Raw genomic sequence first — 16,182 nt, forward strand, 5'->3', positions numbered from 1 at the left:
TTGCACACCATCGATAGTCTGGCCCACCGCCTCTCTTCGTACCTGCCCCCCGACCAGATCCAGATAGTTCGCCGCGCCTATTTCTACGCGGAGCAGGCCCACGACGGTCAGCAGCGCCGCTCCGGCGAACCCTATGTCACCCACCCGCTGGCGGTCGCCACGATACTGGCCGGCATGCACATGGATCACCAGAGCCTGGCCGCGGCCATGCTCCACGACGTCATCGAGGACACCGCCATCCCCAAGGCGGCGCTGGCCGAACAGTTCGGTGACGAGGTGGCGGACCTGGTGGACGGCGTCTCCAAGCTCACCCAGTTTGAGACCGACAGCCCGGCGGAAAAACAGGCGGAAAACTTCCAGAAGATGGCCCTGGCGATGGCGCGGGATATTCGCGTGATCCTGGTGAAACTCGCCGACCGCCTGCACAACATGCGCACCCTGGGGGCTCTCAAGCCCCAGAAGCGCGCGCGCATCGCCCGCGAGACCCTGGAGATCTACGCTCCCATCGCCCACCGCCTGGGCATGAACGACGTGCGTATCGAGTTCGAGGACCGCGCCTTCTTCGCCATCCACTCCCTGCGCGCGAGCCGTTTGCGCGCGGCACTGGTGGCCGCGCGCGGCAACCGCAAGGAACTGCTGGAGAAAATTCAGAACGCCATCGAGGTGCGCCTGCAGCGCGAGGCTATCGATGCGCTGGTCATCGGTCGCGAAAAGCACCTGTACAGCATTTACCAGAAGATGCGAGCGAAGAAGAAGTCGTTCAAGGAAATCATGGACGTCTACGCCTTCCGCATCATCGTCGACAGTGTCGACGCCTGCTACCGGGTGCTGGGTGTGATGCACAACCTGTACAAGCCGGTCATTTCCGAGTTCAAGGACTACATCGCGATTCCCAAGTCCAACGGCTACCAGTCACTGCACACGGTGCTGCTGGGCATGCACGGGGTGCCGATCGAGGTGCAGGTGCGCACCAAGGAAATGGACGAGATGGCCAACAGCGGCATTGCCGCGCACTGGCTCTACAAGGCCTCCGGCGATGAGGTCATCAATACCGGTGGCACCAGCCAGGTGCGCGCGCGGCGCTGGGTACAGGGCCTGCTGGAGATGCAGCAGCGCGCCGGCGACTCGCTGGAATTTATCGAGAACGTGAAGATCGACCTGTTCCCGGACGAGGTCTACGTGTTCACGCCAAAAGGCGAGATCATCGATCTGCCGGCGGGCGCCACGGCCGTGGACTTCGCCTACTCGGTGCACACGGATATCGGCAACTCCTGTGTCGCGGTGCGCATCAACCAGCGCCTGGCACCCTTGTCGCAGCCGCTGGAAAGCGGACAGAAAGTGGAAATTCTCACGCGTCGCAATGCGCAGCCAAACCCGACCTGGCTCAATTTCGTCGTGACCGCGAAAGCGCGCAGTGCGATTCGCCACTTCCTCAAGCACCAGCGTCACCACGACTCTATCGCCCTGGGCCGGCGCCTGCTGGAAAAAGCCCTCGGCAAATTCAACACAAGCCTCGAAGAGCTGAGCGAGGAACAACTGCAGAAGGGCCTGCACGAGGCCAAGTGCGCGACCCTCGACAAACTGCTGGAGGAGATCGGCCTCGGCAACAAGGTCGCTTTCTCAGCTGCCAAACTGCTGGCACCGTCTGGCAGCGAGGAGGCCGAGGCCAGCAACATCTCCTCGCCACTGACCATCGACGCCCAGGAGGGCATGATGATCAGCTTTGCGCGCTGCTGCCGCCCGATTCCGGGCGATACGATTATCGGCCACATCAGTTCCGGCAAGGGTGTGGTGGTACACCGGGATACCTGCCGCAACACCAACGAATTCCGCGAGCACCCGGAAAACATCATGCTGGTGAACTGGTCACCGGACGTAAAAGGGGAGTTTCTCGGCGATGTGCGCGTGGAAGTGGAGTCGGAGCGCGGCATCATCGCCCGCCTGGCGACCCGCATCACCGAGGAAGGCGCCAGCATCGAGCAGATCCACGTGGACGAGAAAGACGCGCACAACAGTGTGATATCCCTGACCCTTGAGGTCAGCAACCGCGTACACCTGGCGCGCGTCATGAAGCGGCTGCGCAACCTGCCATCGGTCATTCGGATCGCGCGCCCTTAACGACCCGGATTCTCGCCACGCCAGATTTCCGCAAACGCCCGGTAGCGCAGCAGCGCGAATCCCAAACCCCGGACCGGCGGCAGAACTCTGGCAGACAACCTGATCGGCAATCGTCTGCCAACGTTCTGCCGCCGATCCTCAATGCATGAGTTGCAGCCTCCCCTGCGGACGCCTTTGCTGTATCCGGCGTGAAGGAACAGGGATGATCTCGACAATCCCCTTGAAAGTGGACGGGGTACGCAAATCGCTTGGCGGTCACACGGGTTCTCTCCCATTCCCCCGGAAACCGCGCTATATTCTCCCGCTTTCTTTTTCAGCAAACTCGTTTAGATAGTAACGGAGTACCCCATGACCAACCGCGCCGTAATCAAGACCGACAAGGCTCCGGCCGCTATCGGCAGCTATTCCCAGGCGGTCAAGGTCGACAGCACCGTTTACCTGTCCGGGCAGATTCCGCTGGACCCACAGACAATGGAAATCGTGTCCGGCGATTTCGCCGACCAGGCGCACCAGGTATTTCGCAACCTGAAGGCGGTGTGCGAGGCGGCGAACGGTTCCCTGCAGCATATCGTCAAACTGAATCTTTACCTGACCGACCTCAGCAACTTCGCCACCGTCAATGAGGTGATGGCTGAGTTCTTTGAGGAACCCTATCCGGCGCGCGCGGCGGTGGGTGTAAAGGAGTTGCCGAAGGGCTCGCTGTTCGAGGCGGAAGGGGTCATGGTCATCTGATCCGATTTCCGCTGGGTGGTCGGCCCGAAAGGCTGGCCGCCTAGCAGCCGTGATCCAGTTCCAACACCACCTTGCCCACCGACTGACCAGAGCGCAGCAATTCCAGCGCCGCATGCGCGTCGTCGAACGAGAACCGCTGCCCCACGTGCGGTGGCGGTAGCGGCACCTGATTCAGTTCCGCCAGCAGCACCCGCATCTCCGCCTGCTGCTCCCACAGCCAGATCAGGTTAAACGCCAGCACCGAGCGGTTACTGCTGATCATCTCCATGACGTCATAGCGCGGGCGCCGCAGATAGCGCCAGGCCGCCTTCAGGTAATTCGGGCGCAGTCCCGTCGGGGTAAATTCGGCCGCACCGAACACCACCAGCCGCCCCATCGGTTTGAGCGCGGCGAAACTGGCTCGCTGCACCCTGCCGCCGATGGCATCGAGGACCAGATCGAAGTGCAGGTCCTGCCGCTGCAGCTGCCGGGCGAAATCCCGCTCGCGAACCAGTACAGATGCGAAACCCTGTTCGCCGAGCCAGGATGCCTTGGCCGCGCTGCCGACGGTGCCCACCGGTTCGGCGCCCAAGGCTCGCGCCAGCTTCATCGCCTGCAGCCCCACGCCGCCGGCGGCACTGTGAATCAGCACTCGCTGGCCGGCCTGCAGGACGCCGAGTCGCGTCAGGGCATACCAGGCCGTCAACGTCTGCGCCGGCCAGGCCGCCCCCTGGGCAAAATCCCAGCCGTCCGGCAGCGGCATCAGGTAGTCCGGCTCGCTGTCGATCACCGACGTATAGCCACCGAAGCGGGTCACTCCCATGACCCGGTCACCCGGCGCAAAGCCGGCCGCGTCAGTGCCGACTTCCACTACGGTGCCGGCAAACTCCAGGCCCGGGATAAAAGCCCCGGCCGGCGTGGCGGAGTAGAGTCCGGTCAGGGCGAAAATATCGGCGAAATTGAGGCCCACGGCCCGCACGGCAATGCGAACCTGATCGGGGGGCAGGGCGGAGAGCCGTTCCGTTTGTCGGGTCAACCTGGCGATGTTGCCGGCCTTTGGGGTTTGCCAGAAAGTGCGGTGAGTGGTGGTCATGGGGAAACGCTATTCGGGCGGGAGTTAGTCACTCAGCGAGCTTTGCTCGCTGTGCGCGCGGGCTAGGGTATCGCAAGCAGCCTTCCGTGGGGCTAATTCCGGCCCGGCCAGTCCGGCCGCTCCAGGCATTCGCGGCGCCTGCGGCCCTTGGCCGGGCGCTAAATTGCGCAGCGAGCAGTGCTCGCTTAGCGCGCGGGATAGTTCATCTCAAGCAGCCTTCCATGGGGCTAATTCCGGCCCGGCCTTCCTTGGCCGGGCGCTGAACTGCGCAGCGAGCAGTGCTCGCTGAGCGCGCAGTTCAGCCCTCAGATTCGAGGAGGGCGCTGTAGCCGGATCTGTAATCCGGGTATTTCATCTCGTATCCGCTCGCCAGCATGCGTTTGTTGCTGAGTTTCTTCGAGCGGCGCTCGCTGGTCTGCACGATTTCGCGCAGGTGCGCGCTGGTGTAACCCATTGCCTTGACCAGCCACTGTTGCAGTTCGTACATGGGTACCGGTATACAGTCGGCGCCGATATACAGCTGCTCCGGCGAGCCGCCCTGCTTGTGCTTCTCGATCAGGTGGATCAGAAAGCCGATGCAATCGTCGATATGAATGCGGTTGCTGAACTGTGGCGGTTGCGGCGGCGCGCAGCGGCCGGCCCGCACTTGCGACAACAGGCGATCCCGGCCCGGGCCGTAGATGCCGGCAAAGCGCACCACACAGGTTGTCGGTACGGCACTGCGGATAATCTCTTCCGCCGCCAGCAGAATGTCGCCCTGGAAGCCACTGGGAATGGCCGGCGTCTGCTCGTCGATCAGCTGGTCACCGCTCTGGCCGTAGACACGGGTCGACGAAACCCAGATCAACAGGCGCGGCGGTTTCGGCAGGTTCACCAGTGCTTTGGCCAGCGCCGTAGCGGTATCGATATAGGCGCGGTGATAGCCACCTTGCGTGTGTTCGTCCGGGGTAAAGGTGGCGAGCACCACATCGGCGCCATCGGCCAGCAGCCGCTCGATGTCCGCCTGCTTGGTGGCATCGCCGCGTCGCCAGTTGACCACGTCCGCCCGGCGCTTGCTGGCCAGGGCCACCAGCGGGTTGCGCCTCATGCCGTAGACGCTGTACTCCTGCCGGTTCAGGTGCAGTGCCAAGCGCGCACCCAGGTCCCCGCAACCCAGGATCCAAAGTTTTTCTTGTGCCATAAAAGTCCGGGCAAAGACGCGAGCCGATACTGCGCTTCCGTGCCGCATTCCCCAATTTTTTTAGTTGTTAACCCCGTCGGAGAAGCCGCTAGCCCAGGAAACTCCCCACCAAACAGGGTCCGAGGGTATTCACCTCACCGAAAAAAATAATCCCGCCACGATGTGCGGGTATTGTCATACTTCGGGTCCCGGCGCGAAGCGCGCACGCCGCACCGGAACCTGCCCCTTCATTTTCTAACTGCTGCGCCGTTTCAGCATGCGGTAGACAGCCAGGAAGATTATCGCACCAATCGTGGCGGTAATAATGTCACCGATCCCAAAACCGGTCACCGGTCCGCCAATGCCGACCAGGGAGCCCAGCCAGCCGCCGATAAAGGCACCGACTATGCCGATAACCATCGTGACGATCCAGCCGCCCGGGTCGGGCCCCGGCATGATCCACTTCGCCAATGCTCCGGCAATCAGCCCGAGAATAATCCAGGAAAAGATACCCATGGCGATGCTCCGCTCAATGTGTCCCTACACATATAGCAAAATTTTGCGCCGTAATCGCAAAACCCATCGCACAAATAGCAATTTTTTCTAATTCTCCGTTTCGATACACTCGGTCACGCTCACCGTTGGCCAGCGGCTATTATTTATGAATAATTGCTATCACCAGCAATCAGCTAATTGTCTCAGCCATGACACTCAATGAATTGCGCTACATAGTGACCCTGGCCCAGGAACAGCATTTCGGCCGCGCCGCCGAGCGCTGTTATGTCAGCCAGCCGACGCTGTCCATCGCGGTGAAAAAACTGGAGAAGGAGCTGGGCGTGGCGCTGTTCGAGCGCTCCAAGACCCGCGTCCAGGCGACGCCGCTGGGCGAGCGCATCGTCGCGCAGGCCCAGCTGGTGCTGGAGCAGTCCGCCGCAATCAAGGACATCGCCAGTGCCGGCAAGGACCAGCTCGCCAGCCCACTGTCGGTAGGTGCCATTTTCACGATCGGCCCCTATCTGTTCCCGCACTTTATTCCGCAGCTGCAGCGATTGGCGCCGGATATGCCGCTCTATGTGGAAGAGGGCTATACCGCCACGCTGCGCCAGCGCCTGCGCAAGGGCGAACTGGATGCGATTATCATCGCGCTGCCGTTTACCGAGCCGGATGTGGTCACCCAGCCGCTGTATGACGAGCCTTTCGTGGTACTGATGCCCTCCGGCCACCCGCTCGCGCAGCAGCAGAGTATCTCGCCGGAGCAGCTGTCCCAGGACAATGTACTGCTGCTGGGCGAGGGGCACTGCTTCCGCGACCAGGTACTCGAGGCCTGCCCGCAACTGCAGCAGACGATCGAAAAAGAGTCGGGCAGCGGGCGCATCCGCACCGCCGCGGACGGCAGCTCGCTGGAAACACTGCGCCATATGGTGGCATCGGGTCTCGGCATCACGGTACTGCCGATGTCCGCCGCCACCGCCTCCCAGTACGCCAGCGGCCTGCTGGAGACCCGTCCGTTTACACCGCCGGGCCCGCGGCGCACGGTAGCGCTCGCCTGGCGGGCCAGCTTTCCGCGCCATCGCGCCATCGACATATTGCGCGAGGCCATCAGCCAGTGTCAGCTGAAAGAACAGTGAGTAATCTCGCGGAGCTGTCGGTGACGGCGCTAAAAGGCGTCGGCGACAAGTTTGCCGAGGTGTTGGCCAAACTGCATATCGCCACCGTGCAGGATCTGCTGTTTCACCTGCCACTGCGCTATCAGGATCGCACCCGCATCACGCCGATAGCGGCACTGTTGCCCGGCGTCGATGCGGTAATCGAGGGCGAGGTGCGCGCCGCCGACGTAGTGTTCGGACGCCGCCGCAGCCTGATAGTACGCCTGCAGGATGGCAGCGGCACCATCTCGCTGCGCTACTTCCATTTCACTGCCGCACAGAAAAGCCGCTTCGCCCGCGGCGCGCGCCTGCGCTGTTATGGCGAGGCGCGGCGCGGTGCCGCCGGCCTGGAGCTCTACCATCCGGAAACCGAACTGGTCGACACCGAAGCGCCGGCCACACCGGAAACGTTGACCCCGGTGTACCCATTGACCGAGGGCGTCAGCCAGGCGCGCCTGCGCGGCCTGGTGCAACAGGCGCTGGCACTGTTGAACGAGGGCGGCGTTAGCGAGCTGCTGCCCACCGAGCTCCTGCCGCAGTCAATGCGCTACCCACTGGGCGCCGCCCTGCAGTATCTGCACTCGCCCCCGGCCGGAGCCGACCTGGCGCAGCTGGCCGCCGGGGTACACCCGGCCCAACAGCGGCTGGCGCTGGAAGAACTGCTGGCCCACCATTTGAGCCTGCTGGAGCTGCGCAAGAGCAGTTCGGCAATCGCCGCGCCACCGCTGCCCGCCAACGAGGCGCTGGAGCGGGACTTCCTCGCCCGGCTGCCGTTTGCCCTGACCGGCGCACAGCAGCGCGTCTGTGCGGAGATAGCCGCAGATCTGGCCCGCGGCCGCCCGATGATGCGGCTGCTGCAGGGCGATGTCGGCGCCGGCAAAACCCTGGTGGCCGCGCTCGCCGCATTGAAGGGGATCGGCGCCGGCGCCCAGGTGGCCGTGATGGCGCCGACAGAAATTCTCGCCGAACAGCACCGGCGCAACTTCAGCGCCTGGCTGGAACCGCTGGGTATTTCGGTGGCGCTGCTGACCGGCAGTCTCAAGGCCGCCGAGCGCCGCAGCCAGCTCGCCGCCGTCGCCAGCGGCGCGGCCCAGCTGGTAGTGGGTACTCACGCACTCTTCCAGCCCGAGGTGGTGTTTCACAACCTGGCGCTGGTCATCATTGATGAACAGCACCGCTTCGGTGTGCGCCAGCGGTTGGAACTGCGCGAGAAGGGTGCGGCGAGTGGCGCAACCGGCAGGTTGCAGCCACACCAGCTGATCATGACCGCGACGCCGATTCCCCGCACCCTGGCCATGTCCGCCTTCGCCGACCTGGACTGCTCGGTGATCGATGAACTGCCGCCGGGTCGCCAGCCGATCAATACGGTGGCCATCTCCAACGACCGCCGCGACCAGGTGATGGAGCGGGTGCAGGGTGCGGTGGCCGACGGCCGCCAGGCCTACTGGGTCTGCACGCTGATCGAGGAATCCGAGAGCCTGCAGGCGCAGGCCGCCGAGACCACCGCCAGTGAGCTCGCGAAAGTATTACAGGGCGTGCGTATCGCGCTGGTGCACGGGCGCCTCAAACCCGACGAGAAAGAGCGGGTCATGAATGCCTTCAAGGCCGGTGACGTGGACCTGCTGGTGGCCACCACGGTGATCGAGGTCGGCGTGGACGTGCCCAATGCCAGCCTGATGATCATCGAAAATCCGGAGCGTCTCGGCCTGGCGCAGCTGCACCAGCTGCGCGGCCGCGTCGGCCGCGGCTCCATCGCCAGCCACTGCGTGCTGCTGTACGGCACGCCGCTGTCGCAGAACGGCCGCGCGCGCCTGCAGGCATTGCGGCAACACAGCGACGGCTTCGCCATCGCCGAAGAGGACCTGCGCCTGCGCGGTCCCGGCGAGATTCTCGGTACCCGCCAGACCGGCGAAATTCAGCACCGCATCGCCGATCTGCAGCGGGATGCACAGCTGTTGCCGCAGGTACAGAGGATCGCCGCCTCCCCGTCGCTGGGCGCGGACCTGCGCCACCAGCTGATCGCGCGCTGGCTGCAGAACAAGCCGCGCTTCGCCGAAGCCTGACCATTCGGTCTATCTCCAATACCAATCCTTTCTTTTTGGTCACCAATATTTTTGCGCTGCACGCGCGCTGATGGCAGCCTGACCCCACAGCACAAGATCGTCGAACAACGGCGGCACAATTCTAATAACAGCGATAAATCCGAGAGAACTCAGGGAGAGTCTCGTGCACTACCTATCTTTTTTCAGGCCGGCGCAGATTGGCCTACTGCTCCTGTGTATCAACAGCGCGGCAATTGCGCAAAGCGGTTTCTTCGGCGCGGGAGACGATGAATACATCCCCAGCCTGACCCTGGTTCCGGCGGAAATCGCCGTGGACGTCCCCACTCCGGTACAGGGCAACAATCTGGCGCTGCTGCTGGCGCAGGCCGACGGCGGTAACAGCCTCAGCGCACTGAAAGAACAGGCCGCACAGAAGTTCAGCACGCGCTTGCAGCGCGAATACCACAGCCAGCTGGAGGAATTCTTCGCCGACGAAGAGGTACCGCTGGTACAGCAGAACGGCATGCTGAGCTTGCGAACCTCCATCTCCCTTTCTGTCAGCAAACAGCTCAACGACCTGAAAGACTCGGGAAAATATGAGCTCGAGCGCGGCACCCTGGAATTGTCCGGCGATTTTCACTACCGCCTGCAGAATGCTGCCGGCAGCACCCTAAGCGAGCAGCGAATCGACATCGGCAGCCTGCGCATCACGGAGAAGTACCGGGTAAAGACGCCACACGACGGCGGTGAGGTCGAGGACACCACCAACGCGGCTATCGAGGAAGCGCTGGTGGAAATGGTGAAACGGCTACTGGATCGCGCCGAGGATCAGCTGGAAGCGGACCAGCTGCAGGCGCTGGCCGCCCGCTGAGCCGAACAGACAGATCGGGCCGCGCCCGCCTGCGGCCGAGATCACAGAACACCAGAACAGACCATATGGTCACGCAATTTTTTGCCAGTTCGTCGCCATAGTGGCAGCCTTGGGTTTCACCTGAAGTATCCGCGCGATATTAAATCGCGTCTTATCGATAACAAGAAACCTGGGAGAGTCCGGTGACGAGAATCACCAAGCGCGGACTGGCACTGACCGGTCTGCTGTTGTTTTCTACCACCCCGGCCGCACTGGCCCAGGGTGGCTTCCTCGGTTTTGGCGGCGACGACCAGAACCCCAGCCTCAGGATCCGCCCGGCCGAAATTGCCATCGACGTACCCATGCCTGTGAACAGTGCCAGCCTGGCCATGCTGCTGGCCCAGGCGGGGGAGGGGGGCAACCTGAGCTCGATGAAGGATGCCGCGCTGCGCAAGTACCGGACCTATCTGGAAATTGCCCTCAATGCGCAGCTGCAGGCTTTTTTTGTCGAAGAGGAAATTCCGCTGGTAGACCGGGAAGGGTTGCTATCGCTGCACAACCAGTTAAACGTGAAGGTGGTAAAGCACTTCAGCACGCTGCAGAGCACCGACGGCGTCGATCTGGAAAGCGGTACCATTGAGGTCGGGGGCGAATTTCACTACGCGCTGAGAAGTTTCAATGATCGCCTGTTGCGCGAGCGCAAGCTGGACATCGCCAAAATGAAGATTCACCAGGAGTACCGGGTGAAATCTTCCGGAAATGGCAGCGCCACTGAAGACAACACCGAAGAAGCCATCAAGCTGGCGCTGTCGAAGTTGGTGGAGGAAATCCTCGATGAGATCGAAGACGACCTGGAGGCCGATGAGTTGCGGGATCTGCTGTCAGGCTGAATAGCCGCGCGAAAAAACCGTCGTGGGTGCACCCGGTGCACCCACGAAGTTATTCTCCATCACTGTGCCGCTGCGGCACCGCGCCCGTTGGCAACGCTCTCGTAGTTGCGGTCGTAGAAGGTTTCCTCAGACAGCGCGCCTTCACTTTTCGCCACTATCGCACTCACGACGGAATCACCGGTGATATTCACTGCGGTGCGCACCATGTCCAGCAGCCGGTCGACGCCCATCACAATGGCAATGCCCTCCAGGGGCAGCCCTACCTGCTGCAACACCATGGCCAGCATGATCAGGCCGACACCGGGTACACCGGCAGTGCCGACGGAAGCCAGGGTCGCCGTCAGGATAACCGTGAGGTAACCCATCAGGCCGATCTCGATCCCGTACATCTGGGCGATAAATGCCGTGGCGACCCCCTGCATAATCGCGGTGCCATCCATATTGATGGTGGCGCCGAGCGGGATCGTGAAGGCGGCCACCTTGTTGTCCACACCCAGGCGCTTCTCCACGGTCGACAGGGTGACCGGCAGCGTGGCTGCGGAGGAGGCGGTACTGAATGCGAACACCATCGCCGGGCGCATCTTCTTGATCAGTTCAATCGGGTTGAGGCCGGACAGCAGTTTCAGCAGCAGCGAGTAGACACCCAGCGCGTGCAGCAGCAAAGTGCCGAGCACGACCAGGAAGTACTTGCCGAGATCCAGGATGAATTCGACTCCCAGAGTCGCGAAGGTTTTCGCCAGCAGCGCGAACACGCCGTAGGGGGCGAACACCATCAGCACCCCGACCATGCGCAGGATCACCTCATTGAGGTCATTGAAGAAAGCCGCAACACGGCGTCCCGGTTCCCCGCAACGTGAGATGGCATAGCCCATCAGCAGCGCAAACACGATGATCTGCAGCATATTGCCCTGGGCCATGGCCGCCACCGGGTTGGTCGGGAAAATATTCACCAACACATCGGACAGCGGCGGTGACTCCTTCGCCTCAAAGGCCCCGCCCGGGGCCACATCCACACCGACGCCCGGCTGGATGATCAGCGCCATGGCCAGCGCCAGCGATATCGCCGCAGCAGTGGTCAGCAGATAGAGCAGTACCGTCTTGCCGGCCAGCGGGCCGATTCGGTGCCCCTCGGAAAGGGCGCAGGCCCCGCACACCAGCGACACCAGCACCAGCGGTACCACCATCAGCTTCAGGGACGCGATAAAAATGCGGCCGACGATATCGAACAGCCCCTCGGTGAGGTAACCGTTGATGGCCTCGGTGACGCCGCTGCCGAGCAGCTGGCTGGCATTGAGGAAGTTGAACAGCACACCGACGACAATGCCCAACAGCATCGCGATCAGGATCTTGGTAGTGAGGCCCATGGAACAGCTTCTCATTAATTTGTTGTTGTAATCGCAGCGGAGCACTATAGCCACTGGCGCGGCGCGGGGCAAAAAGAGAGCCCCACAAACCGCCTCTACCCCTGACCTGCCGCCGTCGACCACGGTACAATGCCCGTTTGCGCCTTCTGGCAAGTTTGCGGAGTTTCCGTTGTATCAATCTCCATTTGAACCCGCCGGTGACTGGCTCACGCAGCCGCTTGAGTCACTGCACCGGCAGCCGCCGCCGGCACTGCTACCCTGGCTGCTGCACCCCGGCTCGCTCACGGCCGCACTCAAGCAGGCCAGCGGCGGCGACTTCCGCGTGCAGGTGCTGAGCCAGGGCTGGCAGCAGCCGCGGCTGGAGGAGCGCCGCGCACTGCATCTGCGCGATCGCAGCCGCGCACTGGTGCGCGAGGTGCTGCTATACGGCCGTGGCCGGCCCTGGGTCTACGCGCGCAGTGTGTTGCCGATGCGCAGCCTGCAGGGCAAATCCCGCTATCTGCGCAGCCTGGATAACCGCCCGCTGGGCGAGCTGCTGTTTAGTGAACCGGATATCCGCCGCGGGCCGATTGTCCTGAACCAGTTGAGCCGCAACCCGCACAGCGAGCTTGCCGAGCTGGCCGCCGAGGGCGCGAACGCCTGGGGACGCCGCTCGACGTTCTGGCTGCGGGACAAGCCGCTGCTGGTTGCCGAGGTCTTCCTGGACGCCTTCCAGCCCGAACGGGCGCCGCTGGCGGCAGCAGGGGCCGTGGCCGAAACCGATTAACCGAGGAATCCCCGTGATCAGCCAACAACTATCCCAACGCTGGCCGGCGGCTCTGCCCTACTGGCAGCTGGCGCGCCTGGACAGGCCCATCGGTTCGCTACTGTTGCTGTGGCCCACCTGGTGGGCGCTGTGGCTGGCGGCAGAGGGCTGGCCCGGCCTGCACCTGTTCGCGGTGTTCACCCTCGGCGTGCTGCTGATGCGCGCCGCCGGCTGTGCCATCAACGACTTCGCCGACCGCAATATCGACGGCCACGTGCAGCGCACCGCGGCGCGGCCGCTCGCCACCGGCAGCGTCAGCCCGCGCGGCGCCCTGGCGCTGTTCGCCGCCCTCTGCCTGCTGGCCTTCCTGCTGGTGCTGACCACCAACCGCCTGACGATTCTGCTGTCACTGCCCGCCGTGGCTCTGGCATTCTGCTATCCGTTCGCCAAGCGCTTTACCCATATGCCGCAGGTGGTACTGGGCGCGGCGTTCAGCATGGGAATTCCGATGGCCTTTGCCGCTGCGACCGGCGAAGTTCCGGCGCAGGCGTGGCTGCTGTATACCGCCAACCTGCTGTGGACCGTCTGCTACGATACCTTCTACGCGATGGTGGACCGGGATGACGACCTCAAGATCGGTGTCAAATCCACGGCGATACTGTTCGGCGACATGGACAAGGCCATGACCGGCGCGCTGCAGCTGCTGGTGCTGTTTGCCCTGCTGTTGATCGGCCAGCGCTTCGAGCTGGGCGCGTTCTTTTACAGCGGCCTCACTGTCGCCGCGGCACTCTTCGCCTATCAGCAGTGGCTGATACGCGACCGCGAACGAGAGGCGTGCTTTCGTGCCTTTCTGAACAACAACTGGGTCGGCGCCGCGATATTTGCCGGAATTTTTTTCCACTACCTGCTCAGTTAGGCGCTGCCTGGGGATCACTTTACGCTCGTCATATATTTGTCATGAAAATGCCGTTTAATCTTCGACCCGTAGAGGGAAGAAACTGACAAATGAAGCGGGTACCGCAGGAAGATGCACAGTAAAACGATCCTGATCGTCGATGACGAAGCCCCCGTACGCGATATGCTGCGTGTGGCACTGGAGATGGCGGAGTATCGCTGCATTGAAGCCGAGAACGCCCAGGAAGCCCACGCGCTGGTCATCGACGAGAAGCCCGACCTGATTCTGCTCGACTGGATGCTGCCGGATGTATCCGGGGTCGAGCTGGCCCGCCGCCTGAAGCGCGACGAACTGACCGCCTCGCTGCCGATCATCATGCTCACCGCCAAGGGCGAGGAAGACCACAAGATCAAGGGGCTGGAGACAGGCGCCGACGACTACATTACCAAGCCCTTCTCGCCGCGCGAGCTGGTCGCGCGCCTCAAGGCGGTACTGCGCCGCGCCGGACCCTCCACCCCGGAGGAGCCGCTGACCGCCGGCGGTCTGGTACTGGATCCGCTGAGCCACCGGGTGACTATCAACGGCCAGCCGGTGGAAATGGGCCCGACCGAGTTCCGCCTGCTGACCTTCTTCCTCTCCCACCAGGAGCGCGCCTACACCCGCACCCAGCTGCTGGACCACGTGTGGGGCGGCAACGTCTATGTGGAAGAGCGCACCGTCGACGTACATATCCGCCGCCTGCGCAAGGCGCTGGCCGTGGATGGACACGATCGCTATATCCAGACAGTGCGCGGTACCGGCTACCGCTTTTCTGTGCAAACCGCGGAAAAAGTGTGACAATTTCGCCTGGAGCGAAATTGGACGCCCGCAGGGCGCCCCTGGGCGAGCGCCTGGACGGCGCGAATCAGTATTCACGCAACTTTGCTTAAAACGGCACCAATATGCTGGATCGCAGTATTGGCGAGTTTTCGCGTTTTGTAGTTATCGCCCTCGGCTGCACCATTTTCGGTTTCGCCACCGACCGGTGGCTGCTGGCCCTGCTATTGGCACTGGCCGTCTACCTGGTGTGGATCCTGTGGCAACAGAGCCGCTTCAACCGCTGGCTGGTCAACGGCCGCCGCGGCCCCGCGCCCACCGCCTTCGGCATCTGGGGCGAAATCTCCGACGACTTCTACCGCCTGCAGCGCCGCCACCGGCGCGAGAAGCAGAAGCTGCACGCCATGCTGCGCCGGGTACAGGACAGCACCGGCGCCCTGCGCGAGGGCATCGTAGCGCTCGAGGACGACGGCAACCTGGCCTGGTGGAATCCCGCCGCTGGCGAGCTGCTGGGCCTGCAGCCCGATGATGCCGGCCAGCCGCTGATCAACTTCGTACGCGATCCGGGCTTCGTCCGCTATATGCACCGGCGGGATCAGGGTGCGCGCGAGCCGCTGACCCTGCCGGCGCCGCGCAACGATGCGCGCATCCTGCAGCTGGAGGTGACCCGCTACGGCCAGGACGAGGCACTGGTCATCGTCCGCGACATCACTCGACTGCACAACCTGGAACAGATGCGCCGCGATTTCGTCGCCAATGTCTCCCACGAGCTGCGCACGCCGCTGACTGTTATCGCCGGCTACCTGGAAACCCTCGAGGGCAGCGGTCAGGCACCGCAGGCCTGGCAGCGCCCACTGGGTCAGATGCGCGAACAGACTGCACGCATGACCTCGCTGGTCAACGATCTGCTGCTACTCGCGCGGCTGGAAACCTCCGAGCGCGACAGCGGTCGCGAGCAGGTCGCGGTGGGGGAGCTGATGGAAAGGGTGGCGCGGGAGGCGCGCAGCCTCAGCGGCGGGCGCCACGATATCAGTATCGACTGCGCACAGGACACCACCATTACCGGTGACGCCACCGAACTGCACAGCGCCTTCGCCAACCTGGTCCTGAATGCGGTGAAATACAGCCCGGCCGGCGGCCCGGTGCAGCTGCGCTGGTGGGTGGATCAGCGCGGCGGCCACTTCGCCGTCAGGGACAGCGGTATCGGTATCGATCCGATCCATATCCCGCGCCTGACCGAGCGCTTCTACCGCGTCGACGCCGGCCGCTCCCGCGACAGCGGCGGCACCGGCCTCGGCCTGGCCATCGTCAAGCATGTGCTGTTGCGCCACAGCGCCGAGATGAGTGTCGCGAGCATTCCTGGCCAGGGCAGCACCTTCACCCTGCATTTCCCGCCGCGCAAGCTGGGTACCGCTGCCACCGTCTGAGCGGCTGCGACGGTCGATGCGAAACCATGCCGGCGGAAATGGGCCGGGCAACCGCGGTGCCGCCGTTACTCCAGCTCGTTGAGCGCGACTTCTTCACCGTTCTTGGTATAGGTCACGCTGGCACCTTCACTCACCGCGTTGCACTGCCGGCGCAGGATCACGTGGTGTAGCTGCAGATCGCCGTCGCGCACCAGCAGGTGCTCGCGGCCGTCGTCGTCCAGTGGCAGCGCATCGGCGCCGACCAGCGCATCGCGCAGGGCGCGCAGGCGCGGCATGTCCCGATAGCGATTCAGGTCGTCGGACAGGCGCTTCTTCATGCGCTCACTCTCGTGCAGCGCCGCCGCGGTCTCCCGGTATTTGGCCAAGAAAAAAACTGCGGCGATAGCAAATGCGATAATAACGGCCGTCTCAAACCATGCTGGCATA

Annotated in this window: 15 protein-coding genes; 10 read left to right on the forward strand and 5 right to left on the reverse strand. The window is 63.4% G+C overall.

Features of this window, described 5'->3' with window-relative positions; translation table 11 throughout:
* Together spoT and BUC36_RS09180 are read left to right on the forward strand one after the other, a co-directional pair.
* Window positions 1-2,118 (forward strand): bifunctional GTP diphosphokinase/guanosine-3',5'-bis pyrophosphate 3'-pyrophosphohydrolase, encoded by a 2,118-nt coding sequence (gene spoT, locus BUC36_RS09175; RefSeq protein ID WP_073273894.1) that lies wholly within the window; start codon window positions 1-3, stop codon window positions 2,116-2,118.
* Between the two features lie 348 nt (window positions 2,119-2,466).
* Window positions 2,467-2,850 (forward strand): RidA family protein, encoded by a 384-nt coding sequence (locus BUC36_RS09180; protein ID WP_073273896.1) that lies wholly within the window; start codon window positions 2,467-2,469, stop codon window positions 2,848-2,850.
* A 40-nt stretch (window positions 2,851-2,890) separates the two neighbouring features.
* Here BUC36_RS09180 and BUC36_RS09185 read toward each other — a convergent pair whose 3' ends face one another.
* From BUC36_RS09185 to BUC36_RS09195, 3 genes are all read right to left on the reverse strand, one after another.
* Entirely contained in the window at window positions 2,891-3,922 is a 1,032-nt protein-coding gene (locus BUC36_RS09185; protein ID WP_073273898.1) for a synaptic vesicle VAT-1 family membrane protein, read from the reverse strand.
* A gap of 298 nt (window positions 3,923-4,220) precedes the next feature.
* Entirely contained in the window at window positions 4,221-5,102 is an 882-nt protein-coding gene (locus tag BUC36_RS09190; protein WP_073273900.1) for an NAD-dependent epimerase/dehydratase family protein, read from the reverse strand.
* A gap of 234 nt (window positions 5,103-5,336) precedes the next feature.
* Window positions 5,337-5,597 carry a GlsB/YeaQ/YmgE family stress response membrane protein gene (locus tag BUC36_RS09195; protein ID WP_073273902.1) on the reverse strand — a complete coding sequence of 87 codons (261 nt, stop codon included), beginning with the start codon at window positions 5,595-5,597 and terminating at the stop codon, window positions 5,337-5,339.
* Window positions 5,598-5,785: 188 nt separating this feature from the next.
* Here BUC36_RS09195 and BUC36_RS09200 point away from each other — a divergent pair, with 188 nt between their 5' ends.
* The 4 genes from BUC36_RS09200 (at window position 5,786) to BUC36_RS09215 (ending at window position 10,509) form a co-directional block, all read left to right on the forward strand.
* On the forward strand, window positions 5,786-6,709 hold the full coding sequence (locus BUC36_RS09200) for a hydrogen peroxide-inducible genes activator (RefSeq protein WP_073273904.1): 924 nt from the start codon (window positions 5,786-5,788) through the stop codon (window positions 6,707-6,709).
* On the forward strand, window positions 6,706-8,790 hold the full coding sequence (recG, locus tag BUC36_RS09205) for an ATP-dependent DNA helicase RecG (protein WP_073273907.1): 2,085 nt from the start codon (window positions 6,706-6,708) through the stop codon (window positions 8,788-8,790). Before BUC36_RS09200 ends, recG begins: the two co-directional genes overlap by 4 nt.
* A 163-nt stretch (window positions 8,791-8,953) precedes the next feature.
* On the forward strand, window positions 8,954-9,640 hold the full coding sequence (locus tag BUC36_RS09210; protein WP_073273909.1) for a hypothetical protein: 687 nt from the start codon (window positions 8,954-8,956) through the stop codon (window positions 9,638-9,640).
* Between the two features lie 182 nt (window positions 9,641-9,822).
* Entirely contained in the window at window positions 9,823-10,509 is a 687-nt protein-coding gene (locus BUC36_RS09215; protein ID WP_073273911.1) for a hypothetical protein, read from the forward strand.
* Window positions 10,510-10,568: 59 nt separating this feature from the next.
* Here BUC36_RS09215 and BUC36_RS09220 read toward each other — a convergent pair whose 3' ends face one another.
* A complete protein-coding gene (locus tag BUC36_RS09220) occupies window positions 10,569-11,873 on the reverse strand; it encodes a dicarboxylate/amino acid:cation symporter (RefSeq protein WP_073273913.1) in 1,305 nt (434 codons plus the stop codon).
* A gap of 169 nt (window positions 11,874-12,042) precedes the next feature.
* Between BUC36_RS09220 and BUC36_RS09225 the strand changes: the two genes are divergently transcribed.
* From BUC36_RS09225 to phoR, 4 genes are all read left to right on the forward strand, one after another.
* Window positions 12,043-12,639, forward strand: a complete 597-nt coding sequence (locus BUC36_RS09225) for a chorismate--pyruvate lyase family protein (protein WP_073273916.1) — start codon at window positions 12,043-12,045, stop codon at window positions 12,637-12,639.
* A 13-nt stretch (window positions 12,640-12,652) separates the two neighbouring features.
* Window positions 12,653-13,534 carry a 4-hydroxybenzoate octaprenyltransferase gene (gene ubiA, locus BUC36_RS09230; protein ID WP_143186921.1) on the forward strand — a complete coding sequence of 294 codons (882 nt, stop codon included), beginning with the start codon at window positions 12,653-12,655 and terminating at the stop codon, window positions 13,532-13,534.
* Window positions 13,535-13,645: 111 nt separating this feature from the next.
* The gene (phoB, locus tag BUC36_RS09235; RefSeq protein WP_073273918.1) at window positions 13,646-14,350 is read left to right on the forward strand and encodes a phosphate regulon transcriptional regulator PhoB; all 705 of its coding nucleotides are present in this window, start codon (window positions 13,646-13,648) and stop codon (window positions 14,348-14,350) included.
* 104 nt (window positions 14,351-14,454) lie between these two features.
* The gene (phoR, locus tag BUC36_RS09240; RefSeq protein WP_073273920.1) at window positions 14,455-15,756 is read left to right on the forward strand and encodes a phosphate regulon sensor histidine kinase PhoR; all 1,302 of its coding nucleotides are present in this window, start codon (window positions 14,455-14,457) and stop codon (window positions 15,754-15,756) included.
* A gap of 65 nt (window positions 15,757-15,821) precedes the next feature.
* On the opposite strand, the gene BUC36_RS09245 is transcribed toward phoR, so the two are convergent.
* Complete coding sequence (locus tag BUC36_RS09245; RefSeq protein ID WP_073273922.1) at window positions 15,822-16,181, reverse strand: hypothetical protein; 360 nt, start codon at window positions 16,179-16,181, stop codon at window positions 15,822-15,824.
* Window position 16,182 lies beyond the last annotated feature (1 nt).

Source organism: Microbulbifer donghaiensis, assembly GCF_900129095.1.
GTDB classification, from domain to species: Bacteria; Pseudomonadota; Gammaproteobacteria; order Pseudomonadales; family Cellvibrionaceae; genus Microbulbifer; species Microbulbifer donghaiensis.

Excerpts from the sequence above, each read along its gene's own strand:
- BUC36_RS09180 (WP_073273896.1), top strand. The coding sequence starts at position 2,467 with ATGACCAACCGCGCCGTAATCAAGACCGACAAGGCTCCGGCCGCTATC.
- BUC36_RS09185 (WP_073273898.1), bottom strand. The coding sequence starts at position 3,922 with ATGACCACCACTCACCGCACTTTCTGGCAAACCCCAAAGGCCGGCAAC.
- BUC36_RS09190 (WP_073273900.1), bottom strand. The coding sequence starts at position 5,102 with ATGGCACAAGAAAAACTTTGGATCCTGGGTTGCGGGGACCTGGGTGCG.
- BUC36_RS09195 (WP_073273902.1), bottom strand. The coding sequence starts at position 5,597 with ATGGGTATCTTTTCCTGGATTATTCTCGGGCTGATTGCCGGAGCATTG.
- BUC36_RS09200 (WP_073273904.1), top strand. The coding sequence starts at position 5,786 with ATGACACTCAATGAATTGCGCTACATAGTGACCCTGGCCCAGGAACAG.
- BUC36_RS09220 (WP_073273913.1), bottom strand. The coding sequence starts at position 11,873 with ATGGGCCTCACTACCAAGATCCTGATCGCGATGCTGTTGGGCATTGTC.
- phoB (WP_073273918.1), top strand. The coding sequence starts at position 13,646 with ATGCACAGTAAAACGATCCTGATCGTCGATGACGAAGCCCCCGTACGC.
- phoR (WP_073273920.1), top strand. The coding sequence starts at position 14,455 with ATGCTGGATCGCAGTATTGGCGAGTTTTCGCGTTTTGTAGTTATCGCC.
- BUC36_RS09245 (WP_073273922.1), bottom strand. The coding sequence starts at position 16,181 with ATGCCAGCATGGTTTGAGACGGCCGTTATTATCGCATTTGCTATCGCC.